This is a genomic window from Mycobacterium sp. GA-1199 (assembly GCF_001500045.1).
GTDB lineage: Bacteria > Actinomycetota > Actinomycetes > Mycobacteriales > Mycobacteriaceae > Mycobacterium.
The window spans coordinates 24773-47119 of sequence record NZ_LQIX01000004.1; the positions used below are offsets into that span (position 1 = coordinate 24773).

A 22347-nucleotide genomic window follows, 5' to 3' on the forward strand; every position below is an offset into this window, starting at 1 on the left:
TTCGGCGCACTACTTGTGGGGGACGTCGTTGGTCAGGCCGCCGTCCATGACGTACTCGGCGCCGGTCGAGTACCGCGACTCGTCACTGGCCAGGAATACGACAAACGTCGCGACCTCATCGGGCTGACCGGGCCGGCCCAACGGGATCCGCAGCATGTTGTCGGGGAAGTGTTTGGTCATCGGGGTGCGGATAAAGCCCGGATGCACCGAGTTGACCCGGATGTTGTGCGGTCCCAGTTCCAGTGCCGCCGACTTCGTGAGCCCGCGCACCGCCCACTTCGAGGCCACGTACGGGTGCACCATCACCGCGCCGCGCAACCCCTCGATCGAGGAGATATTGATGATCGATCCGCCGCCGGCGGCCTTCATCGCCTCGACCGAATGCTGCATGCCCAGGAAGGTGCCGGTGAGGTTGACGTCGATGACCTTCTGCCACTTGGCCATGTCGAACTGGCCGATCATCCCCAGGGCCACGGTCCCGGCGTTGTTGACCAACACATTGAGCTTGCCGAACTCATTGACGGCGGTGGCGACGGCGGCCTCCCACTGGTCGGCCTGGGTGACGTCGAGGTGGACGTAGCGCGCGGCGTCACCGATCTCCTCGGCCAGCGCCTTGCCCTCCTCATCGAGGATGTCGCCGATCACCACCTTTGCGCCCTCGGCAACCAAAGCGCGGGCGTCGGCGGCCCCCATTCCGCGAGCACCGCCACTGATGAGTGCCACTTTGTCGTCCACACGTCCCATGGGGCGTCAGGCTACCGCACCTCGCAGAGAACTAGAACCTGTTCCAATTTCGCTGGCCAGCACGCATACTGCTGGCCATGGCTATTCGTGTAGCGCTCATCGGAACCGGCAACTGCGGCAGCCTCGCACTCAAGCAACTGATCGACGATGCGCGCTTCGATCTCACCGGCGTATGGGTCTCGTCGGAAGCCAAGGTGGGCAAAGACGCCGGGGAGTTGGCCGGTCTCGACGTCACCACCGGGGTGAGCGCGGTAGGCGATCTCGACGCGATCATCGCGGACGCACCGGAATGCGTCGTGTACTGCGCGATGGGCGACACCCGACTGCCCGATGCGATGGCTGACGTGCGCAAGATCCTCGCGGCGGGCATCGACGTCGTCGGCTCGGGTCTCGGCGTGTTGCAGTACCCGTGGCAGGTGATCCCCGACAAGTACATCCAACGCGTCGAAGACGCTGCACGAGAAGGCAATTCGACGGTCTTCATGACCGGCGTCGACCCCGGCTTCGTGACCGACCTGCTCCCCTTCGCGCTCGCGGGAACATGTCAAAGCATCGAACAGGTCCGCACGATGGAGATCGCCGACTACGCGAGCTACGACGGCGCCACCGTCATGTTCGACGTGATGGGCTTCGGCAGGCCCATTGCGGATGAGATCGGTGACCTTCCGATGCTGTACCAGCCCGGAGTGCTGAGTATCGCCTGGGGCACCGCGATCCGCCAGCTCGCCGCGGGCCTCGGCATCGAGGTCGACGAGATCAAGGACTCCGTCGAACAGGAACCAGCGCCCGAGGACTTCGACGTCGCGGTCGGCACGATCAAGAAGGGCACCGTGGCCGCCGTGCGATTCCAGATCGAGGGCATGGTCAAGGGGCGACCGGCGATCGTCGTCGAGCATGTCACGCGGCTGCGCGGCGACCTGCGACCGGACTGGGCGCAACCCGCGCAGCCGGGCGGTTCCTACCGCGTCGAGATCACCGGCGAACCGTCATATGTCATGGACATCTGCCCGACCAGTCGCAACGGCGACCACAACTACGCCGCGATCCTGGCCGCGGCCGGCCGCATCGTCAACGCGATCCCGGACGTGGTGTCGGCCGCACCGGGGATCCGGACCACTTTGGACATGCCGCTCGTGACGGGCAAGGGGTTGTACGCGGCTCAGTAAGCTGACGACGTTATGAGCCTGCAGCCGGCGGTACCGGAGCGCGTGGACGCTGTAGCCGAGGTCGCCGCCAGCCCGCAGGATCCCCGCGTCGGGGCATTCTTCGATCTCGACGGCACGCTGGTCGACGGTTTCACCGCCACCGCACACGCCGCCGACCGCATCCGTCGCAGACAGGCGCGCATCGGCGAGGTGCTCGGTGTGGTCGAAGCGTCGCTGCGATACCGGTTGGGCCGCATGCAATTCGAGCGGCTTCTCACCCGCGCTGCCGGTTACCTGCGCGGTGAGTCCCTCGCCGAACTCGACGAACTCGGTGAGCGGCTCTTCGTGGAGCGGGTGGCGGCGCGCGTGTTCCCCTACATGCACGAGATCGTCCAAGCGCACCAGCAACGCGGCCACACCGTGGTGCTCAGCAGCTCAGCGCTGACCATCCACGCCGAGCCCGTCGCCCGGTTCACCGGGATCAACCACGTGTTGTGCAATCACTTCGAAACCGACGACGCCGGCCTCCTCACCGGCCGGATCGCCAAGCCCGTCATCTGGGGAGCCAACAAGTCGACCGCGGTGCAGCGCTTCTGCGAGACCAATGGCGTTGAGCTGCAACGCAGTTACTTCTACGCCGACGGTGACGAGGATTCGGTGCTGATGGCTCTTGTCGGCAATCCGCGGCCGGTGAACCCACGGCCGGGGCTCGCCGCGATGGCGGCCGAACAGGGGTGGCCGGTGTTGCAGGTCGAGGGGTCGAGCAACCGCAGGCGGGTGTCGTTTCGGAGGCTGATCGGTTACGACTGACGGGCGCGCTTGACGAATTCGGCCCGAAACCCGTCATAAAGCGAAGTCTCGGCGAAGGATTGAACCGTGACCGGAAAGTTCAACGACGTCGCTGCGGTGGTCGCCACCGCCGATTTCGTCGCGGCCCGGTCCTGGTACTGCGAGGTGATGGGGTGCGGCCCCGATCTCGAGCCGATCGACGGCGTCGCCGAGTGGCAGATCACCGCGACCGCCTGGCTGCAGCTCATGGAGGACCACACGCAGGCGGGCCGATCGGCGGTCCGGATCGGTGTCGACGATCTCGACGCGCAGATCACCGAGTTGGCGCAGCTGGGTATCGACACCGGAGAGGTCGTCGTGATCGCCGACCTGGTGAAGGTCGTCGACGTTGTCGATCCCGACGGTAACGAGGTCTCCTTCGTGCAGGATCTCGGTACGTACTAAACTAGAACACGTTTCAATTTGAGCGGCCCATCACCAAGGAGCAGGCATGCGCACCCCGATCTGTGACGACCTCGGTATCGAGTATCCGATCTTCGCGTTCACCCACTGCCGGGACGTGGTGGTCGCCGTGAGCAAGGCCGGCGGCTTCGGCGTGCTCGGCGCCGTCGGATACACCCCGGAGCAGCTCGAGATCGAGCTCAAGTGGATCGACGAGAACATCGGAGACCACCCATACGGCGTGGACATCGTGATCCCGAACAAGTACGAGGGCATGGACTCCGCGGATATGGATCCGGAGGTGCTCAAGAAGACCCTTAACGACCTCGTCCCGCAGGAGCACATCGACTTCGCCAAGAAGATCCTCGCTGAGCACGGCGTGCCGGTCGATCACAGCGACGACGACGCGTTGCAACTGCTCGGGTGGACCGAGGCCACCGCCACCCCACAGGTGGAGGTCGCGCTGCGGCATCCCAAGTGCACCCTGATCGCCAACGCGCTCGGCACTCCCCCTGCCGAAATGATCAAGCACATCCACGACGAAGGCCGCAAGGTCGCGGCGCTGTGTGGTTCGCCGTCGCAGGCGCGCAAGCACGCCGACGCCGGCGTGGACATCATCATCGCCCAGGGCGGCGAGGCCGGCGGGCACTGCGGTGAGATCGGCTCGATCGTGCTGTGGCCGCAGGTTGTCAAGGAGGTCGCCCCGGTGCCGGTGCTGGCCGCCGGCGGGATCGGCAGCGGCCAGCAGATCGCGGCCGCGCTGGCTCTCGGCGCGCAAGGCGCCTGGACCGGCTCCCAATGGGTGATGGTCGAAGAGTCGGAGAACACCCCGGTTCAGCACGCGGCGTACGTCAAGGCGTCCAGCAAGGACACCGTGCGCAGCCGGTCGTTCACCGGTAAGCCCGCGCGCATGCTGCGCAACGAGTGGACCGAGGCGTGGGAGGATCCCAACAACCCCAAACCGCTCGGAATGCCGTTGCAGTACATGGTTTCCGGGATGGCGGTGGCCGCGACCCACAAGTATCCGAACGAGTCCGTCGACGTGGCGTTCAACCCGATCGGTCAGGTCGTCGGGCAGTTCACCAAGGTCGAGAAGACCGCGACGGTGATCGAGCGCTGGGTGCAGGAGTACCTCGAGGCGACCGGCAGGCTCGACGAGATCAACGAGGCCGCCTCGGTCTGATCCGCGGTTCGTCGCATCGCACCCGGGGGGTGGCCCGCTGATCTTGGGGTACACCCCTACCCATGACGCACATAAGGCGATGGGGCGCGGTATACATACTGCTCCTGCTGTTCGTCGGCTCATGGCTCGGACAGTTCTTCACCCAACTGGCCGAGTTCACCAGTACCCAGCAGCAGCATGGCCAGCCCTTCATGTGGAACGATTACTTGCACCAGTTCTTCGCGAGCACCTTCGAGAACTGGCAAAGCGAGTGGTTGCAATTGATCTTCCAGGCGATCCTGCTGCTCGGCGCCAAACACTGGTTGTTCAAGGTCGACGCCGAGGATCTCGAGCGCATCGAAGCCAAGGTCGACGAAATCAAGGACAGGTTGGGTTTGCCGACTCCTCCCCCGTGACTTCACGTTTCGGCATCGCCGGCGCGACCGGCACCGCCGGTGTCAGTTGCTGAGAAGTCGCTGCGTGGCCCGTTCCACCACTTCGCGTCTGGTCAGTTTGGCGTGGTCGGCCGCGATGAAGTGACCGCCGATCGCCAGCGAGAAGGCGAGCATGGCCCGCGCCTCGACATCGGCGGCGTCGCCGACGAAAGTGCCGATGAGAGCGCGCAGATAGTCCATCCGACGGTTGTCGACGCGACGAAGGCGCCGCGCCACCGCCCGATCGCGGCGGGCCCAGTCACGAACCGCCAGGTCGACCGGGAGGAGTTCCTTGGAGAACGTCAGCAGGCCCGCCTTGCGGACTTTCGCCCTGGCGTCTCCACCCTCGGCCTCAACGCGTTCGAGCACGTCGTCGGTGCTTCGCTGTTCCCACGACTCCAGCAGGGCGTCGAGGAAATCCTGCCGATTGGCGAAGTGCCAATAAAAACCGCCACGCGTGACACCCAGCGCCTTGGCGAGCAGATCCACCCGGACGGCGTCCGGCCCACCCGCCGCCAACGCCTCGAGTCCGGCGTCGATCCACACATTCCGTGGTGTGCGAATCTGAGCGACCATCGACTACCTCCTGAGTTAAGGCATTGACGGCGTGACAGATCCAAGCATACAGTAATGTATGTTTGGCGGAGGGCGACTCGACATCGGCGAGCATGTCGTCCGGCCCTGGCGGATCCATGAAATCGCCGCCGACTTCGAGGTTCTCGACGTCTGGGCGCTGCCGACGCCGGGACGGCGCGACGAGTTCGACGAACTCGTGAAGCTGTGGTGCACATACGATGCCGCCCGGACCTCACCCGTCGTGCGCGCCCTGTTCGCCGCCCGGTGGGCGCTGGGAAGGTTGTTTGCGCTCGACACGGCGGAGGCGGGTCTGGGTGCGCGCGTCCACACCTTGCGAGATCGACTCCCTCCCGAATTACGTTCCACTGCTGCGCAACTCGCGCCCCACCACGGTGGCTTCCAGGCCCTGTACCGCACTGACGACGAGTTCGCGATGGAGATCGCCAATCGGACTGTCCACGGGGTGCTGCACGTCGGCTGGGTGACCGCCGCCGCGGGTGTGTACCGCGGACAGATGGCGGTTCTGGTGCGACTGAACGGTGTAACGGGAGGGATGTATCTGCGCGCGATCGCTCCCCTCCGCCACCTGGTCGTCTACCCGCTGATGCTGCGCGACATCGGCCGACTGTGGCGCAGCAGGCCGGAGGCGACACGACGAGAAAGCAGGCAGCCATGACGAGAAGCCGAGCCTTGAATCGTCACGTTCAGCAGGTCCCTCCCGCGGAAGCGCTGCTCACCGCGAGCACGCTCGGGCGCATCGACTACACCGACGCCTTCGAAGTCGGTATCGAGCACCCGCTCCAGCGCAGCGCCGAAGAATGGCTGCGAACGATACTGGAGGGTGCCCCGCTGCACACGCGGATCCGGCTGCTCGCGGCTTGGTCGGCGATCGGGCTCAAACTGCGGACGCCGGGTTCGGCCGGATCGATACTCGGGTGGGAGATTCGCAAGCGGGACGCCGGTTTCGTGATGGTCGGGGCCCGCTCACGGATCGGGATGCCGGGAGAACTGGTGCTGCGTCGCGAGAACGACGGGTTGTTGTTCGCGACGTTCGTCCGTCACGACAACCTGATCGCTCGCAGGCTGTGGGCGACGATCGAGACGTCGCACGTGCAAACGGTCCGCTCGCTTCTGGAACGAGCCCGCCGCTAGGGCGCCGGCGGAGCAGGTGCTAGCGGTGCGGGTGGGGCCGGGGCCGCGGGCGCGGGCGGCGCCGGCGCGATCGGAACGTTTGGTCCCGGGCTCTGGTCCGGAATGGGAGTGTTCATGCCGCGCTGGGCCAAGCCCATGATCAACGCTTCCTTACCGCTGATCTCATGCCTCTGGACGGCGTACCACAAGTCCTTCAGGTAGCTGACGTTCGGACTCTCGTTTCCGCGCCCGGTCGGATCCAGTTTGGTCCCCGGCGCCAGCGTCTCCGGGCTCGCGAGGTGCGGCACGGGTTCGGGCGGGGCGGCCGGCGCGTCGGCGGCAGCGGGTGGCTCGGGCGCGGGCGGCGGCGCCGCGGGCGCCGGGCGCAGGAAAGCCAACGGATCGGCTGCCGGCGGAGGAGCGACCGCCGGCGCAGCGGCTTCCAGAACCGGTGCACTATTGGGCGGCGCGGGGGGCGGTGGCGGGGGCGCGGCCGGTTCGGCGAGGGTCTGCGGCGCAGCGGCCATGATTGCCGCTGCCAATCCCGCGCCCAGCAGCGACAGCTTCTTCGGGTTGATGACGATCCTCACCGCTGCCCCCTTTCCGGGTTACCGCTCAAAGACCGGAGGACCGGGCCTTCCACGGCTCACTTTTGGTTCGAACAGTGTCGCAGAATTGTTACAGGAGTGCTCGCCGTGACGAAGAGGTCAATTACCGCGCCGCCGGGAACACGTTCCACTTCCCTTTTCGTCGGACTTTTCCGAACCCGCCTCAGCCGCGCCTAACTGTGGTGTAGCAATGCGGTGAGGTCACTAGACGACGTCATCGAGGGATGCAGCCATGCCGACTCCGAACCTTCCGCCCGGTTTCGATTTCACCGATCCAGACATCTACGCCCAACGCCTGCCGGTGGACGAACTCGCCGAGCTTCGCAAGGTGGCGCCCATCTGGTGGAACGAACAGACGAAAGGAAACCTGGCCTTCGGTGACAACGGTTTCTGGGTGGTCACCAAGCACAAGGACGTCAAGGAGATTTCGCGACGCAGCGACATCTTCTCCAGTAACCAGAAGACCGCGCTGCCGCGCTATCGCGACGAGGCCGATCCCGAATCGCTCGAGGGCGGCAAGGTCGTCCTGCTCAACCAGGACGCCCCGCACCATACGCATCTCCGCAAGATCGTGTCGCGTGCGTTCACCCCGCGCGCGATCGAATCACTGCGCGCCGAACTGCGCGAGCGAGCGGCCAAGATCGTCAAGGCGGCCGCTGCCGAGGGCTCCGGGGACTTCGTCGAGCAGGTCTCGTGCGAGCTCCCACTGCAAGCGATCGCCGGCCTGATGGGGGTGCCGCAGGAAGAGCGGATGAAGTTGTTCCACTGGTCGAATCAGATGGTGGGCGACCAGGATCCGGAGTACGCCCGCAATGACCCGAAAGCCGCGTCCGTCGAGCTGATCATGTACGGCATGCAGATGGCCGCCGAGCGCAGCAAGAACCCGGGCGAGGACCTGGTCACTAAGCTCGTGCAGGCCGACGTCGAGGGACACAAACTCACCGACGACGAGTTCGGCTTCTTCGTCATCCTGCTGGCGGTGGCGGGCAACGAGACCACGCGCAACTCGATCACCCAGGGCATGATGGCGTTCACCGAATTCCCCGACCAGTGGGAACTTTTCAAGCGGGAACGGCCCGTCACCGCCGCCGACGAGATCGTCCGCTGGGCCACCCCCGTGACGTCGTTCCAACGCACCGCGCTCGAGGACACAGAGCTGTCGGGCGTGAAGATCAAGAAGGGCGACCGGGTCGTCATGTTCTACCGGTCGGCCAATTTCGACGAAGAGGTCTTCGACGACCCCTACACCTTCGACATCCTGCGAGATCCCAACCCGCACGTCGGATTCGGCGGCACGGGTGCGCACTACTGCATCGGTGCCAACCTGGCCCGGATGACGATCGACCTCATCTTCAACGCGATCGCCGACGAGATGCCCAACCTGCGGCCGCTGGGTCCACCCGAACGACTCCGGTCCGGCTGGCTCAACGGCATCAAGCACTGGCAGGTCGACTATGTCGGCGCCGACCCGGCTGTCAGGGGTGGCGCTGCGGTCGGCGCCCGCAGCGAGCCCGCGCCGTGACGTGTTCCCCCGATCGGTGGACCCGCTCGTCCACCGCGGAAGTGTCCGATCGGTGGACGCGCCGATCGGCCGGGCACCGATACCTTCACTTCGGCACCTGAAAGAGACGGGTGTCATGGTTCCACCCGGACGGGATCGACTACCAAGCCGGGTCTTGTTCGCAAGACCAGACCGTGAGTTGTCCATCGGGGGCAAGCCGTACCTACGGTCTGTCCCGTCCGGGCCCCCACTGCGTCTCAGTAGTCGATGATCGAGCGCCAGAACTCCTCCGGTATCTCGGCATTCGACTTCAGCACCATGGCCAGACCGGTCGCCATCGCGATGCCGAGCAGGCCAAGCCAGAATCCGAAGAGGCCGATGAGGGTCCACAGCACGGTGGTGACGGCAGGCCACGGCGACAGCACCGCCAGCACCGGCGCGAAGAAGAAACCGGCACCGATGTACCACGCGGACCCTGCGCGGTCGGAGATCAGCACGAAGCGCAGCCACCGAGGAATCGGCGTCGTCGCGGGCAGTGCCCCCATAAGCGCCTCCTTTCGTCCGATGACACCGATCACGTTGCCCTCCTGAGGTAACGGGCGCAATTACCTGTCAGGTAGTGGTCGAGACGCGGGCAGCCGGTCACACTGGCAACCATGACCATCGCGGCTGTACACATGCAGACGTTCGGCGCCTTGTTGAAACAATGGCGCGGGCGCCGGCGGCTCAGCCAACTCGATCTCGCCCTCGCCGCCGACGTGTCGTCCCGGCACGTCAGCTTCATCGAGACCGGACGATCCACGCCGAGTCGGGCGATGGTGCTGCGACTGGCGGAGGTCCTCGACGTTCCGCGTCGTGAGCAGAACCAGCTGCTGATGGCGGCGGGTTTGGCCCCGATGTATCCGGAACGGTCCATCGATGACCCGGATATGGCTGCGGTCCGGACCGGTATCGATCGAGTCCTGTTCGCCTACAACCCTTTTCCGTGTGTCGTGGTTGACCGCCGATGGCAGATCGTGCGGGCCAACGCCGGTGCCGGCGTGCTGATGGACGGTGTCGCGCCGGAACTGCTCCAATCGCCGAACGCGCTGCGCATCGCCTTGCATCCCGACGGCTTGGCGCCGAGGATCAGAAACCTCGCGCAGTGGCGTCACCACCTCATCGAACGCCTTCGGCGTGAGGTCGCGGTCAGCGGCTCTGAAGAACTGGCGTCGCTGTTGGCTGAAATCGATTCCTACCCCGGCGGTTCCGACGGCACAACGGATCTGGGCAGCGTCGCGGTACCGCTCGAGCTCTCCACACCGGACGGGCGCCTGCTGACCTTTCTGTCCACGGTGACGACGTTCGGCACAGCGCTCGACCTCACCGCCGCCGAGCTCTCGATCGAGGCGTTCCTGCCTGCCGACGAGGCCACCGCCGCCGCGTTGCGGTGAGAGCGGGGCCGTCCGCAAGAGTTCTGTTCTGCGGTCACATAATCCTGGTTCGCAGACGGCGTTCGCCGCATCGTCGGTGTATGACCACGACTGCCGACGCGCCCACCATCGCCTCCCCCGCACCCGGCCGCATCTCGCGGCTGCGGGTGCCAGAACTCGACGAGCTGCAGACCACGGCGGTGCGCGGTTTCTTCGCCAAACAACAGCGCGACGAGGGGCTGACGTCGAACTGGTTCCGGGCGCTCTCCCTCAATGAGCAAGACCTGGAACGACTCAACGCCTACCTGCTGCCGCTGTTGGGCGCCGATGGGCGCGACGGTCTCAGCGCGCGTGAGCGAGAGGTCATCGCCACCGTCGTATCCGGCGAGAACCGCTGCGCCTACTGCCATACCAACCACGCCAACAAGCTAGGCAAGGTCGCCGGCGATTGGTCCTTCGGCCAGCGCGTCGCCATCGACCACCACCAGGTGGCTGAGTTGACCGACCGTGAACGGGCCCTGGCCGACCTCGCCGTGCTGGTCAACAATCACCCGCAGTCGATCCGAGACGGCGACATCGACCGGCTGCGTGTGTTGGGGTTGGACGATCATCAGATACTGGAGGGCATCTCGATCGCCGCGTTCATCGGCGCGACCAACCGACTCGGCATCGCGTTGTCGGTGCCACCCAATGCGGAGTACACGGGTGTCCCGGCCGCCGACCGCCGGAACACGCCGGATCGGTAGTCGACCGAACCGCGCATACGCGGCCGCAAACACCAATAGAGTCTGGCGTCATGGACATCCGACTCGTTGCGGCGGCCGCGGTCATCCTCGGTGCCGGGGTCGCGGGCTGCTCCACGCCGCCCGCGGCACTCGGTGGGACGACCGCGAAGGTAACCATCAACGGCGAGAGCACCGGTGGACCGCACGCGGTGTCGTGCACCCAGTCCGGGTGGCTGTGGACGATCGAGACCCCCGACGAGAGCAAGGGCTTCACGGCCAGCCTCGGCACCGGCGACAAGGTCACCGTCGAATCGGTCAGTTTCCACGACTTCGGCGGCTTCACCGGCAACTTCTGGCAGGGCAACATCGGCGAAGCCGAGGTCACGGGTGACGGCGGCACGTTCACCATCACCGGCTCGGCGGACGGTTCGTTCACCGACAACCCGAGTAATGCGGTGACTGCCACCTTCCGCATCGAAGCAAACTGCTGAGGGCTCGATCGTGCATGAGTTTCGTCAGGCGGTCGAGGCCGGGGATCTCGATGCCGTCATCGCGCTGTGCCGCGACGACATCGTGTTCCGCAGCCCCGTTGTCTTCACGCCGTACGAGGGACGCGATGCGCTGCGAACGATCCTCGCGGCGGTGATGGAGGTCTTCGAAGACTTCCGATACGTCCGTGAGATCGGAGCGGCCGACGCTCGCGACCATGCGCTGGTGTTCCAGGCGAAGGTCGGCGACAAGGATATCGAAGGCTGCGACTTCATCCGCACCGATGAGAACGGGGCCATCAGCGAGCTCACCGTGATGGTGCGACCGTTGTCGGCGACGCTGAGCCTGGCCGAGATGATGAAGGCGCGGCTGGCCGGAACCTGATCCACTGGTCTGACCACTTGACCTCTGTCCTGTCCGGTGGCAGGCTGGCCGCATGGCCCTGCAACCGGTCAATCGGCGTTCCGTGCCCGAGGACGTGTTCGACCAGATCGTGTCCGAGGTGCTCAGCGGGCAGATGCAACCCGGCGAGTCCCTGCCCAGCGAGCGCAGGTTGGCCGAGGTCCTCGGGGTCTCCCGGCCCGCCGTGCGCGAGGCGCTCAAGCGACTGACCGCAGCGGGTCTGGTCGAGGTGCGCCAGGGCGATGCGACCACCGTGCGCGACTTCCGGCGCCACGCGGGTCTGGATTTCCTGCCGCGGCTGCTCATTCGGGCCGGCGAACTCGACTTGTCGGTCGTCAGGAGCATCCTGGAGACGCGGCTGCACAACGGGCCCAAGGTTGCCGAACTGGCCGCCGAACGCAGCGGTCCCGAACTGGGCGAAGCGCTCGATCAGACGTTGCGGGATCTGGCCGCCGAGGATGATCCCGTCGCGCAGCAACGCCACGCCCTGACGTTCTGGGACCACATTGTCGACGGCGCCGACTCGATTGCCTTCCGGTTGATGTACAACACGCTGCGGGCCACCTACGAGCCGGCGCTGCCTGCGCTGGCGGCCGTGATGGCCGCCGAGGTCGGCAGACCGCACGCCTACCGCGAGTTGGCCGACGCGATCACCGCACGTGATCCGTCGCGGGCCCGGCGAGCCGCGCAGGATCTGCTCGAACCGGCCACCGCTGCGCTTCTGGACGCCCTCGACAATCTGAAGGACCGACGATGACGACGACCGCAGGCCGCGCACGTAAGGGTTTCACCCTCACCGGTGCGCTGCGCCAATTCTGGAAACACCCCTCCCCCTGGATGATCGGCGCCACGCTGGTCGCCGCGGTGACCGCACGCATCGCTGTCGGCGACTGGCAGCTCACCGATGCGATTGTGCCGGTGGTGATGCTCGCGCTGTTTCCGTTCTTCGAGTGGATCATCCACGTCTTCGTTCTGCACTGGAGGCCGAAACGGCTCGGGCCGTTGACGATAGACCCCCTGTTGGCGCGAGAGCACCGCGCGCACCACAGCGATCCCCGCGACATCCCGTTGATCTTCATCCCATGGAAGTCGTTGGCCACGTGGGTGTTGCCGTTGACGGTGGCGGTCGGACTCTTGGCATTCCCGCGGCTGGGTATGGGATTGACATTCCTCGTCTGTATTGGGACAGCCGGGCTGGTCTACGAGTGGACGCACTACCTGATCCACAGTGACTACAAACCGAAAACGGCTCTGTATCGGGCGATCTGGCGCAACCACCGGCATCATCACTTCAAGAACGAGCATTACTGGTTCACCGTGACCAGTTCGGGAACGGCCGACCGCGTGCTCGGCACCTACCCCGACCCGGTCACGGTGGAGAACTCACCGACCGTGAAGAACCTGCATGCCGACGCTCAACCGGTCGGCGCGTCCGGCCATTAGGCCTGGACGATGACCGGGTCGCCGATGCTCACCATGTCGTAGTACCACGCCGCGTTGTCCGGACTGAGATTGATGCAGCCGTGGCTCACGTTCTCGTACCCCTGCGATCCCGTCGACCAGGGCGCCGAGTGCACGTACACGCCACCCCAGTTGATGCGGACGGCGTAGTAGACGGTGAGCTTGTAGCCCTCCGGATCGTCCAGCGGAATGCCGATGGTGCGGGAATCCATGATCACCGGGCTCTGCTTCTCGAGCACCGTGAACGATCCCTTGGGTGTCGCGAAGCCCGGCTTGCCCATCGATGCGGGCATCTCGCGCATGGTTTCGCCGTCGATGCTGACGGTGAAGGTATGGGCGTCGATGTCGGCGACCGCGAGCACCTCAGAGCCGGTCTGAAAGTTGGCCTTGGCATCGCCCACCATCACGGTGATGGTGGAATGCGCCGGGAAGAACTCTTCTGGAGTCCACTGCAGCACACGGTCATCGAGCCAGGAGAAGGTTCCCTTCTGGGTTCCCAGCGGCATGGCCGGCGCGGATACACCGAACGTGCGCTCGGCGCCCGCGCGGTCATCGATGGGCTGCTTGAACGTCACCGTGATCGGATGCGCCACACCGACTGTCTGGCCGGCAGGCTGAATGCTGGCTACGGAGTTCGGTGTTGCGATGCCCGCTGAACTTGTCGGGGCGGAGACCACGGTGAGCACCGCGAGGCTCGCCACCGCGAGCACGTTTCGTAGCTTCAGCACACTTTCATCCTAATTCGTCTCGTGGAGTTCCCCCGGCAATCGCAATGCGGACCCTCGCGTACATGTCGCAGCACACGCGGATACCGCACTCACAACCGTTATCGAACACGCTGCTCAGAACGTTTCACACCGATTTGGTCCGAGCGGGGGCGGCGAGCCGGTTGACGGACGGCAAACTCAGCCGAGGACAGGGTTCACATGCGCCAGCACACCAGCGTCAGCGAGTCACGCGGGCGGCAGTGGCCCGGGTGCCGGGGGTGCAATGCCCTCGGGCGGTGGAGCGACGACCGCCTCCGGCGGTGGCGGCGGGAGCGGTGCCCCCGGCGGCGGAGCCAGCGCGGGGTCGACGGGCGGAGGGGCCTGCTGTACCGGTGGGGCGTTGTCGCCGGCGTCCGAGAACCGGTCCCTGATCCGTTGCAGCCAACCTCGGCGTTCGGGTACCGGGGTGGGCTGGGCAGGTACAAGTCCGGGAGCCATCGATTCCGGTGGCAACGCGGGCGCCCCCGGCACCGTGACCGGTGCTTCGGGTGGCGGGACGGCAGGCAGCGGATCCTGCGCCACCGCGGGAATGTCGACGACGGTGACCGGCGGCTCTTCGGGTGGTGCCGGGATCTCGGCCGGTGGTGGCGGCGGGGGTGCCGCGGGCAGCGGTGAAGCGGCCGGCTGGGGCGCGGGTGCGGCCGCGATGTCGGGCGACGATTTGGCGGCGGGCGTCGGCTCGGCGGGTGTGGTGTCCTTGCCCGGCGTCAGCTGCATGCTGATCGCTGCCGAGACCGATACGACGAACGTGACCGTTCCGGCGGCCAGCATGGCCAGCGGCCCGGCATGCGCGGGCTGCCGACGACGCTGCTCACCTGCGCGGTCGGGCGCCTCCTCGGCGGCGAACACCGACGTGCCGCTGTCGGCCGCGGCGAGGGCGGCACCGCGTGCCAGGGCCAACTCGGCTTCGGCGGGTGCGAACACCGGCACCGACAGCACAGCCTCCAGCCGGGGCATGATCGCGTCCAGATCCGCACCGGATCCCACCAACACCAGCGCTTCAGGTCGCCAGTCGGCCCTGGTGAACACGGCGTTCAACCAGCGGATCAACGATTCTTCGCTGTCGACCGAATGGTTGACCGCGGTCTGCACGGCGCCTTCGCGCGTGTTCACGACCAGCGCTATGACCGCGTCGTACTCGATCACGCACACCGCGGTGACCTCATTGCCGAGCAACTCGGCGACACCCCACGCCACGGCCTCCGATGCCTCGGGCAACTGCACCGCCACCACGTTGTCGAATCCGCATTCACGCAGCGATCTGAGTAGCAGCGACGCTTCGGTTTGGGCGTCGTCGCTCCACGTCACACCGATGGTGTGCAACCGCAGACCGCGGCCGGTGGCGAGCGCTTCCGTGCGCAGCACCGCTGCTGCGGCCTCATCGGAGGCGTGTCGCGGAGACGACCGTCGCGTGGGCAGGATCTCAATGGCTTCGCGGTCGACGGTTGCGCCGTCGGCGCCCTGCCCTTCGACGAGGACAAGGCCGACGGCAGACGGTGTCACCGACAAGCCGAGTACCGCGTCCACTCAAATCCCTTCGGACGTCCACTTACCGGGGTGACCGTAACAGCACGGTGCCCCGCCTGTTTCCGAGGGGATCGCACGGCGGTTGAAAGGTGCTGCCAGCGAGTCGATTCGAAATGTGCTGTGCCGCTGAACGTCCTGTAAGAGGACGTCGAACAGCTTTGCCGGGACGATTGTTCCCTATGGCGCGGCGCGCGGTTCGCCATGGCGATGTGAAGACCCATGGCAGCAGTCGAGCGGGCGGAGGGCGGGCCCAGCGGTCGCGCCGTACTCGGTCACCGAGGGCGGCCTGAGCCTTCCGCAGGGCGTGGCCACCGGCATCGTCGGCGCCTACGGTGGGCTGGCGGTGTCCGCGATCGCGAGCTGATGCTGTCCCCGATCGGGTTGTCGGCGACCACAAAGCTTGCGCCCGAAGCGTTCCGGGCCCAGATGATGGCGCATGGAGGGAGTGCACTGAGCGACGTCCTCGCACTGCTAGGCGGTCAGAATCTCCCGCAGAAGTGCGGGTTCGATGTTGCCACCGGAGAGGACGACGACCGTTCGGCCCGCCGGCGCGGAGCCCTTACGGTAGGCGGCCAGCGCGACCGCGCCGCTGGGTTCGCTCACCAGGTGTGCGCGGTGAGCGAGTTCGCGCACCGCCGAACGGATTTCGTCTTCGGTCACGGTGACGACGTCATCGAGTACCCGTTGCAGGTGAGCGAAGGTCATCTCGGACGGCTGCGAGCGCAACCCGTCGGCCATGGTGCGGTTGCGGTCCTCGATGGACCAGTCGACGCGGTGTCCGACACTCAGGCTCTGTGCGGTGTCGGCAGCGAGTTCTGGTTCGACCCCGATCACCTTGGCGTTGGGGCACAACGCCTTGATCGCCGTACCGATCCCCGAGGCGAGGCCGCCGCCGCTGACGGGTACCAGCACTGTGTCGACGGTCGGGAGATCCTCGGCGATCTCCAGCCCGATCGTGCCCTGCCCCGCGATGATGTCCGGGTGGTCGAACGGTGGTATCAGGACACCACCGGTCTTTTCGACGACCTCGGCCGCGACCCGTTCCCGTTGTCCCGCAGCGCACAACACCACCGTCGCTCCGTGGCCGCGGGTGGCCGCCACCTTCATGTCCGGCGTCTCCTGGGGCATCACGATGTGGGCGGGTATCGCATACACCGCGGCCGCGTAGGCCACCGCCTGCGCGTGGTTCCCGCTCGAATAGGCCACCACTCCCCTGGTGCGTACCGATTCCTCGAGCTGGCCGATTGCGTTGAACGCGCCCCGCACCTTGAACGCCCCGATCGACTGCAGGCTCTCGGGCTTGATCCACAGCGGCCGGTCGTCGTCACCGGCCCACGGGGCGGGAAGCAGCGGTGTGCGAAGCACGAAGGCCCGGGTGCGTGCGGCCGCCTGTTCGATGTCGTCGAGCGTAACGAATTCCACACCCACCAGTGTGCCCCCGCAGCGGAACCGGAGAGACAATAGCGACATGGCCGGAACCCTGTTCTTCGATGGCAACTGCGGGATGTGCACCCGCGCCGTCTACTTCATCCTGATGAGGAACCGAACGGGCGATCTGCGAACCGCGGTCCTGCAGGGCGAGGGCGTGGCGGAGCGACTCGGTGTCCCCCAGTCACGGGTTCTCGACGCCGCGCGATGGCGCGACGAGTCCGGCGATGTGTACGAGGGCGCAGAAGCGGTTAACGCCGCACTGGCAGCCGCATTGGGAACCCGGCTCCCGCTCTTCGTGTACCGGACCCCGGGAGTGCGTGCGTTGCAGGACGCCGCGTACCGGTATGTCGCCAGTCATCGCTACCGCTTCCCGGGTACGACGCCGTACTGCGAGTCGCATCCCGTCAGCTGCTGACCCGATGGCCACGTCCGACATCCTCGTGCGGGCAAGTCTTCGGATGTTTTTCTCCAAGTTGGGTACTCCCTAGCCGATTGGGCCACGGTCGAGGAGGCTGCCGATGAGTTCTGGGGTGCAAACCGGCACGATCACTACACAGGTTCCCAGTCGGCTGGATCGGTTGCCGTGGTCGCGATTCCACTGGCGCGTCGTGCTGGGGCTTGGCGGCGTGTGGGTCCTCGACGGCCTCGAGGTCACCATGGTGGGCAACGTCGCGTCCCGCTTGACCGAGAGCGGCAGCGGGATCGAGTTGACCGCAGGTGAAATCGGCATCGCCGCCGCGATTTACATCACCGGCGCGTGTCTGGGTGCCTTGTTCTTCGGTCAGCTCACCGACCGGTTCGGCCGCAAGAAGCTGTTCCTGCTCACGCTTGCGGTGTACCTCACGGCAACCGTGGCAACGGCTTTCGCGTTTGCGCCGTGGTACTTCTACATAGCGCGGTTCTTCACCGGCGCGGGTATCGGCGGCGAGTACGCCGCGATCAACTCCGCGATCGACGAGTTGATCCCGGCTCGCGTCCGTGGCCGCGTCGATCTGATCATCAACGGCTCCTACTGGCTCGGCGCCGCCGGCGGTGCCGCAGGCGCACTGGTGCTGTTGAACACCGCGATCTTCCCGGCAGACGTCGGCTGGCGCATCGCGTTCGGCATCGGCGCCATATTCGGTCTCGTGGTGCTCGTGGTGCGGCGAAACGTCCCGGAAAGTCCGCGGTGGTTGTTCATTCACGGTCGTGAGGAGGAAGCCGAACGCATCGTCGGCGAGATCGAGCGCGGGGTGGAACGCGAGACCGGGCAGACCCTCGAGGAACCGGAGGGATCCCTGACTGTGCGTCAACGCAAGACGATCTCGTTCCGGGAGATCGCCCACGTGGCGTTCACGAAGTATCCCCGCCGAGCCGTCCTCGGCCTCGCACTCTTCATCGGGCAGGCGTTCCTCTACAACGCTTTCACGTTCAACCTCGGAACCCTTCTGAGCGGTTTCTACGACGTCTCGTCCGGCATCGTGCCGATGTTCTACGCGATATGGGCCCTGAGCAATTTCGCCGGCCCGATCCTGCTCGGCCGGTTCTTCGACACGATCGGCCGAAAACCGATGATCTCGTTCGCGTATCTGGGTTCGGCGTGCGTGGCGGTCGCCCTGACCGTGCTGTTCGTCAACCAGACGGGCGGCGTGTGGATCTTCATGACGGTATTGGGCGTGTGCTTCTTCCTCGCGTCATCGGGAGCCAGCGCCGCCTATCTCACCGTCAGCGAGATATTCCCCATGGAGACGCGAGCTTTGGCGATCGCGTTCTTCTATGCCGTCGGCACCGCCGTCGGCGGTATCACCGGACCCCTGCTGTTCGGCCAACTCATCGAATCCGGCGATCGCGGACTGGTCGCGGTCTCCTTCCTGATCGGCGCGGCGGTGATGGCCGTCGGCGGCGTCGTCGAGCTGATATTCGGGGTGAAGGCCGAGGGCCAGAAACTCGAGGACCTGGCCATGCCGCTGACAACCGCGGACGAAGACGAGAAGGAGGCGGAGGCACCTTCGGAGCGCGACCAGGAACGCGCGGCGCGCCAGGCGCGCATCGCTGAGCGCACCCAACGTGAGCGGGCAGCCAACCAGGCGCGGCGCTACCGGCCCGGCCCGGCGGCGGGCTGGTACGGCGCCTGGCGTGAGCCGCCAACGCCCGGTGTGCCCGAGTCGGCGCTCGACCACGAGATCGAAACCATCGCGCGTGCGGTGAGCGAGCATGAGCCGATGTCGGTGCGCGAGCTGCACAGGGCGGTCGGCGCGCGCTATTGGGGACCGGGCGAATTCCGCAAGGCGATGCGGGTGGCGTTGGCGGAGAACCGAATCGCCCGACATCCTCGGGGCAAGGTCGGCATGCCGCCGGGAACGCCGCAGCAATGACGTTGGGCTGCAGCATATTCGGGCACAACCCGACGTTTCGGGCCGACGGCCGCGTCATGCGGTGGAAGTGCGAGCGCTGTGGCGAGGCGCAGGGCGCCAAGGAATACGCCTCAGCCGAGGACGCGCGCAGATACGCCACAGCGTTCAACAAGCGCGACGCCGACGACCTCGGGAAGCGCGCACCGCTACTCGGCCTGCTGCCGTTGCGGCTGTGGCGGGCGCTGCGGCGGCGTTAGCTCTTGGTCAGCGTGAACTGGCAGACGTCGGTGTAGCCCTCACGGAACAGGTCCGCGCAGCCGGTCAGGTACTTCATGTACCGGTCGTAGACCTCTTCGGACTGGATGGCGATCGCCTCGTCTCTATGAGCCTCGAGCGCGGCGCTCCAGTGGTCCAGCGTGCGGGCGTAGTGCAACCGCAACGGCTGAACCAGGCCAACGTTGAAACCCGCTTGGGTCGCGTGCCTCTTCACCGCGACGGGCTGGGGCAGATCCCCGCCGGGGAAGATCTCGTCCATGATGAACTTGAAGAACCGGAGCTTGGTCATGGTCAGCGGCAGGCCGCGCTCGGCGAACTCCTCATCGTCGGGCTTGACGATGGTGTGCAGCATCATCACGCCGTCGGCGGGCAACGCGTCGTATGCCATCTTGAAGAACTCGGTGTAGCGGTCGCGGCCGAAGTGCTCGAACGCGCCGATCGACACGATGCGATCGACCGGTTCGTGGAACTGCTCCCACCCCTGCAGCAGAACTCGCTTGGTGCGCGGGCTGTCGATGCCGTCGAGCACCTTCTGCACATGGGCCTGCTGGTTCTTGCTCAGTGTCAGGCCCACCACGTTGACGTCGTAGCGCTCCAGCGCCCGTTTGATCGTCGCGCCCCAGCCGCATCCGATGTCGAGCAGCGTCATCCCCGGCTGCAGGCCCAGCTTGCCCAGTGAGAGGTCGATCTTGGCGAGCTGGGCTTCCTCGAGCGTCATGTCGTCGCGCTCGAAGAAGGCGCAACTGTAGGTCTGCGTGGGATCCAGGAAGAGCCGGTAGAAGTCGTCGGACAGGTCGTAGTGCGACTGCACATCCTCGAAATGCGGCGTGAGGTCCTGGGCGGTGTCGGTGGTGTTTTCTGGCACGGTCAGCCCCTGGAGTCGGATTGGGTCAGGTCGAAGCTCCGCACGGTTAGAGAGCCTCCCCCGTCGCAGGCAGTTTACGCACAGCACCTGGGTGTAGCCGTCATCACCCTGGTCAGGGACATGACCGCCACGGCAGCCGCTCAGCGCCGACGACGGCGGCCGCCCGTCTGCGGCATTGGGCACGCGTCGCAGATCACCGTGGCGCCGGGTGGCACGGCGCCATGCCCGCACTATCGTTGGACTTCAGACGGGCAACCTTCAAGAGAACGGAGACCGATCATGAGCACACCTGACGGCCTCGCGTTCGGCGATGCCATTCCCGAAGCCGACGTGGCCGACCAGCGCACCCCGGTGGATCCCGACGACGCCGACACCTGGCAGGACGCCTCCACGATCACCCCCGAACGTACGTGGGACGCCAACGAGGCGGATCTGGTCGATCAGGCGATCGAGGTGCCGATTCCGGACGACGACCTACCGTCGGAATAGCCCCACCGCGTAGCGCCCTTCGTCGAGGGGATCGGCTGTCACGCCCGCTTGCGGGTAGTAAGCATTACGCCATGGACTTACGTGCGGAATTGCTCGACAGCCTCGATTTCGATCCCAACGCCTCGCGTGTCTTCGGCCAGCCCTACGAGACCACCGACGGCACCACCGTCATCCCCGTCGCGGCGGTCCGGGGCCGGGCAAGGCGCGGCGGTGAGCCGAATGTCAGGGTGATGACCAGGCCGGCCGGTGTGTTCGTCATCAAGGACGGTGACGCCGTGTGGCGACCCGCGGTCGACGCGACCCGCATCGCGCTGGCCGGAATCCTGGTCGGGCTGGTGACCTCAGCGCTGGCCGGGGTGGCGATGGTTCGACGGCCGCCCTGGCCCGACCTGTACGGCGACATCTCGTCACGGTGAGGAGGTGGGCGCCGCCATCGTGCTTACCAGTGCGTTCACGGTGCATTCGGTCGACAGGGCGCTAGGGTTCTCGAAAACGCTTGCCAGAGAGCGAGGAAACGGTGGACGGTGCGGTGACGGTGTCGATGGCGGCGCCGGCGGAGCGGATCTGGGACTTGATCGCCGATGTGCGGAACACCGGCAAGTTCTCCCCCGAAGTCATGGAGGCCGAGTGGCTCGGCGGCGCCACCGGACCTGCGTTGGGTGCGCGGTTCCGCGGTCACGTCAAGCGCAACGAGATCGGACCCGTGTACTGGACGACATGCGAGGTGACCGCCTGCGAGCCCAACCGGGAATTCGGCTTCGCGGTGCTCATCGGGGACAAACCGGTGAACAACTGGCATTACCGGCTCACCCCCGTCGACGGCGGTACCGAGGTGACCGAGTCCTTCCGGCTCAACGACTCGCTGCTGATGAAGGTGTTCTCGGTGTTGGGAGGACAGCTCCGGCGCCGGCGCAACATCCGCGACATGCGCAAGACGCTCGAGCGCATCAAGGCAGTGGTCGAAGCGCCTGAGGGCGGCTGAAAGCGTCTGTCCGCCAACGATCGTGAATCCGCCCCGGCGGGGCCGCCACCTTTGGTAGAACGGTGCCAGTTGCGCGGCGATGCCGAGGAGCCTGCGATGGGTCAATGGTCACGTGAGGAGATCGACGAGGCGTTTCGCGCCTATCAGGACGCGGTCGTCGACATCGGTAGGACGTGGAACTGGTCGAGCTATGCCGATCACTTCACCGAGGACGCGACCTATGTCGAGCACGCGCTGGGCGACATGTCCGGCCGAGAGGCCATCCGCGACTGGATCGTCTCGACGATGAACACATTCCCCGGCAGCGAGATGCCCTTCTATCCGGTCGAGTGGTATTCGATCGACGTCGACAAGGGCTGGGTGATCAACCGCAACGTCAACACGATGAAGGATCCAGGCGACGGCAGCGTGCACGGCGCACCGGTGATCACGGTGCTCAGGTACGCCGGTGACGGGAAGTGGAGCTACGAGGAGGACGCCTACAACCCGATGAACTTCCTGGTGATGGTGCAGGGCTACGTCCAGCGCTGTCATGAGCTCGGCACACTCTCCGACGATGCCCGCGTGTTCGCCGAGAACATGAACTGGCAGATGCCGTAGGCCAATTGGCGACTGCGCCCGAATCGCCCTCCCGGCGCGGATATCGGCCTACCCTCG

At 66.1% G+C, this 22347-nt stretch carries 29 protein-coding genes; 21 read left to right on the forward strand and 8 right to left on the reverse strand.

From position 1 onward, the window contains the following. Positions 1–9: 9 nt before the first annotated feature. On the reverse strand, positions 10–744 hold the full coding sequence (locus tag AU198_RS04530) for a glucose 1-dehydrogenase (protein ID WP_064346314.1): 735 nt from the start codon (positions 742–744) through the stop codon (positions 10–12). A 77-nt stretch (positions 745–821) separates the two neighbouring features. Here AU198_RS04530 and AU198_RS04535 point away from each other — a divergent pair, with 77 nt between their 5' ends. From AU198_RS04535 to AU198_RS04555, 5 genes are all read left to right on the forward strand, one after another. Beyond that, a complete protein-coding gene (locus AU198_RS04535; protein WP_064346315.1) occupies positions 822–1910 on the forward strand; it encodes an NAD(P)H-dependent amine dehydrogenase family protein in 1089 nt (362 codons plus the stop codon). A 12-nt stretch (positions 1911–1922) separates the two neighbouring features. Continuing rightward, complete coding sequence (locus tag AU198_RS04540) at positions 1923–2699, forward strand: HAD family hydrolase (protein ID WP_064346316.1); 777 nt, start codon at positions 1923–1925, stop codon at positions 2697–2699. A 66-nt stretch (positions 2700–2765) separates the two neighbouring features. Further along, positions 2766–3122: a VOC family protein gene (locus AU198_RS04545; protein ID WP_064346317.1), complete on the forward strand. Its 357-nt coding sequence runs from the start codon at positions 2766–2768 to the stop codon at positions 3120–3122. Between the two features lie 46 nt (positions 3123–3168). After that, a complete protein-coding gene (locus tag AU198_RS04550) occupies positions 3169–4302 on the forward strand; it encodes a nitronate monooxygenase (RefSeq protein ID WP_064346318.1) in 1134 nt (377 codons plus the stop codon). 62 nt (positions 4303–4364) lie between these two features. Beyond that, positions 4365–4697 (forward strand): DUF6766 family protein, encoded by a 333-nt coding sequence (locus tag AU198_RS04555; protein WP_064346319.1) that lies wholly within the window; start codon positions 4365–4367, stop codon positions 4695–4697. A 42-nt stretch (positions 4698–4739) separates the two neighbouring features. Here the strand turns inward: AU198_RS04555 and AU198_RS04560 are convergent, their stop codons facing one another. Then, positions 4740–5291, reverse strand: a complete 552-nt coding sequence (locus tag AU198_RS04560) for a TetR/AcrR family transcriptional regulator (RefSeq protein ID WP_064346320.1) — start codon at positions 5289–5291, stop codon at positions 4740–4742. Positions 5292–5349: 58 nt separating this feature from the next. Between AU198_RS04560 and AU198_RS04565 the strand changes: the two genes are divergently transcribed. Together AU198_RS04565 and AU198_RS04570 are read left to right on the forward strand one after the other, a co-directional pair. After that, the gene (locus AU198_RS04565) at positions 5350–5967 is read left to right on the forward strand and encodes a DUF2867 domain-containing protein (RefSeq protein WP_064346321.1); all 618 of its coding nucleotides are present in this window, start codon (positions 5350–5352) and stop codon (positions 5965–5967) included. After that, on the forward strand, positions 5964–6443 hold the full coding sequence (locus AU198_RS04570; RefSeq protein ID WP_064346322.1) for a hypothetical protein: 480 nt from the start codon (positions 5964–5966) through the stop codon (positions 6441–6443). The genes AU198_RS04565 and AU198_RS04570 overlap by 4 nt, the downstream gene beginning before the upstream one ends. On the opposite strand, the gene AU198_RS04575 is transcribed toward AU198_RS04570, so the two are convergent. Further along, entirely contained in the window at positions 6440–7012 is a 573-nt protein-coding gene (locus AU198_RS04575; RefSeq protein WP_064346323.1) for a hypothetical protein, read from the reverse strand. The two genes, AU198_RS04570 and AU198_RS04575, sit on opposite strands and share 4 nt — an antisense overlap. A 250-nt stretch (positions 7013–7262) precedes the next feature. Here AU198_RS04575 and AU198_RS04580 point away from each other — a divergent pair, with 250 nt between their 5' ends. Next, complete coding sequence (locus AU198_RS04580) at positions 7263–8552, forward strand: cytochrome P450 (RefSeq protein WP_064346324.1); 1290 nt, start codon at positions 7263–7265, stop codon at positions 8550–8552. A gap of 236 nt (positions 8553–8788) precedes the next feature. Here the strand turns inward: AU198_RS04580 and AU198_RS04585 are convergent, their stop codons facing one another. Further along, positions 8789–9076 carry a hypothetical protein gene (locus tag AU198_RS04585; RefSeq protein ID WP_064346325.1) on the reverse strand — a complete coding sequence of 96 codons (288 nt, stop codon included), beginning with the start codon at positions 9074–9076 and terminating at the stop codon, positions 8789–8791. Between the two features lie 111 nt (positions 9077–9187). Between AU198_RS04585 and AU198_RS04590 the strand changes: the two genes are divergently transcribed. The 6 genes from AU198_RS04590 to AU198_RS04615 all read left to right on the forward strand — a co-directional run bounded on the left by AU198_RS04590 (position 9188) and on the right by AU198_RS04615 (position 13002). Then, positions 9188–9964 (forward strand): helix-turn-helix domain-containing protein, encoded by a 777-nt coding sequence (locus AU198_RS04590; RefSeq protein ID WP_064346326.1) that lies wholly within the window; start codon positions 9188–9190, stop codon positions 9962–9964. 80 nt (positions 9965–10044) lie between these two features. After that, a complete protein-coding gene (locus tag AU198_RS04595) occupies positions 10045–10689 on the forward strand; it encodes a peroxidase-related enzyme (RefSeq protein ID WP_064346327.1) in 645 nt (214 codons plus the stop codon). A gap of 50 nt (positions 10690–10739) precedes the next feature. Then, a complete protein-coding gene (locus AU198_RS04600; protein WP_064346328.1) occupies positions 10740–11159 on the forward strand; it encodes a lipoprotein LpqH in 420 nt (139 codons plus the stop codon). 7 nt (positions 11160–11166) lie between these two features. Next, positions 11167–11541, forward strand: a complete 375-nt coding sequence (locus AU198_RS04605; RefSeq protein WP_064346329.1) for a nuclear transport factor 2 family protein — start codon at positions 11167–11169, stop codon at positions 11539–11541. A 52-nt stretch (positions 11542–11593) separates the two neighbouring features. After that, the gene (locus tag AU198_RS04610) at positions 11594–12316 is read left to right on the forward strand and encodes a FadR/GntR family transcriptional regulator (protein WP_064346330.1); all 723 of its coding nucleotides are present in this window, start codon (positions 11594–11596) and stop codon (positions 12314–12316) included. Continuing rightward, positions 12313–13002, forward strand: coding sequence for a sterol desaturase family protein (locus AU198_RS04615; protein WP_064346331.1), 690 nt, complete (start codon positions 12313–12315; stop codon positions 13000–13002). Before AU198_RS04610 ends, AU198_RS04615 begins: the two co-directional genes overlap by 4 nt. Here AU198_RS04615 and AU198_RS04620 read toward each other — a convergent pair. From AU198_RS04620 to AU198_RS04630, 3 genes are all read right to left on the reverse strand, one after another. Beyond that, complete coding sequence (locus AU198_RS04620; RefSeq protein ID WP_231744570.1) at positions 12999–13748, reverse strand: L,D-transpeptidase; 750 nt, start codon at positions 13746–13748, stop codon at positions 12999–13001. The two genes, AU198_RS04615 and AU198_RS04620, sit on opposite strands and share 4 nt — an antisense overlap. A 225-nt stretch (positions 13749–13973) precedes the next feature. Then, entirely contained in the window at positions 13974–15314 is a 1341-nt protein-coding gene (locus AU198_RS04625; RefSeq protein ID WP_082690869.1) for a DUF7159 family protein, read from the reverse strand. Between the two features lie 471 nt (positions 15315–15785). Next, on the reverse strand, positions 15786–16736 hold the full coding sequence (locus tag AU198_RS04630) for a threonine ammonia-lyase (RefSeq protein ID WP_064346413.1): 951 nt from the start codon (positions 16734–16736) through the stop codon (positions 15786–15788). Positions 16737–16782: 46 nt separating this feature from the next. On the opposite strand from AU198_RS04630, the gene AU198_RS04635 reads away from it, so the two are divergent. The 3 genes from AU198_RS04635 to AU198_RS04645 all read left to right on the forward strand — a co-directional run bounded on the left by AU198_RS04635 (position 16783) and on the right by AU198_RS04645 (position 19335). Then, entirely contained in the window at positions 16783–17160 is a 378-nt protein-coding gene (locus AU198_RS04635; RefSeq protein WP_064346332.1) for a thiol-disulfide oxidoreductase DCC family protein, read from the forward strand. 103 nt (positions 17161–17263) lie between these two features. Continuing rightward, positions 17264–19099: an MFS transporter gene (locus tag AU198_RS04640; protein ID WP_064346333.1), complete on the forward strand. Its 1836-nt coding sequence runs from the start codon at positions 17264–17266 to the stop codon at positions 19097–19099. Then, on the forward strand, positions 19096–19335 hold the full coding sequence (locus AU198_RS04645) for a hypothetical protein (protein WP_064346334.1): 240 nt from the start codon (positions 19096–19098) through the stop codon (positions 19333–19335). The genes AU198_RS04640 and AU198_RS04645 overlap by 4 nt, the downstream gene beginning before the upstream one ends. Here the strand turns inward: AU198_RS04645 and AU198_RS04650 are convergent. Then, positions 19332–20219: a cyclopropane mycolic acid synthase family methyltransferase gene (locus AU198_RS04650; RefSeq protein ID WP_064346335.1), complete on the reverse strand. Its 888-nt coding sequence runs from the start codon at positions 20217–20219 to the stop codon at positions 19332–19334. The two genes, AU198_RS04645 and AU198_RS04650, sit on opposite strands and share 4 nt — an antisense overlap. 279 nt (positions 20220–20498) lie before the next feature. Between AU198_RS04650 and AU198_RS04655 the strand changes: the two genes are divergently transcribed. The 4 genes from AU198_RS04655 (at position 20499) to AU198_RS04670 (ending at position 22290) form a co-directional block, all read left to right on the forward strand. Further along, positions 20499–20708, forward strand: coding sequence for an Rv3202a family protein (locus tag AU198_RS04655; protein WP_064346336.1), 210 nt, complete (start codon positions 20499–20501; stop codon positions 20706–20708). 71 nt (positions 20709–20779) lie between these two features. Continuing rightward, positions 20780–21124 carry a hypothetical protein gene (locus AU198_RS04660; protein ID WP_064346337.1) on the forward strand — a complete coding sequence of 115 codons (345 nt, stop codon included), beginning with the start codon at positions 20780–20782 and terminating at the stop codon, positions 21122–21124. Positions 21125–21225: 101 nt separating this feature from the next. Continuing rightward, a complete protein-coding gene (locus AU198_RS04665; RefSeq protein ID WP_064346338.1) occupies positions 21226–21690 on the forward strand; it encodes an SRPBCC family protein in 465 nt (154 codons plus the stop codon). 96 nt (positions 21691–21786) lie between these two features. Continuing rightward, the gene (locus AU198_RS04670) at positions 21787–22290 is read left to right on the forward strand and encodes a Cif family virulence factor (RefSeq protein ID WP_064346339.1); all 504 of its coding nucleotides are present in this window, start codon (positions 21787–21789) and stop codon (positions 22288–22290) included. Positions 22291–22347: the final 57 nt, after the last annotated feature.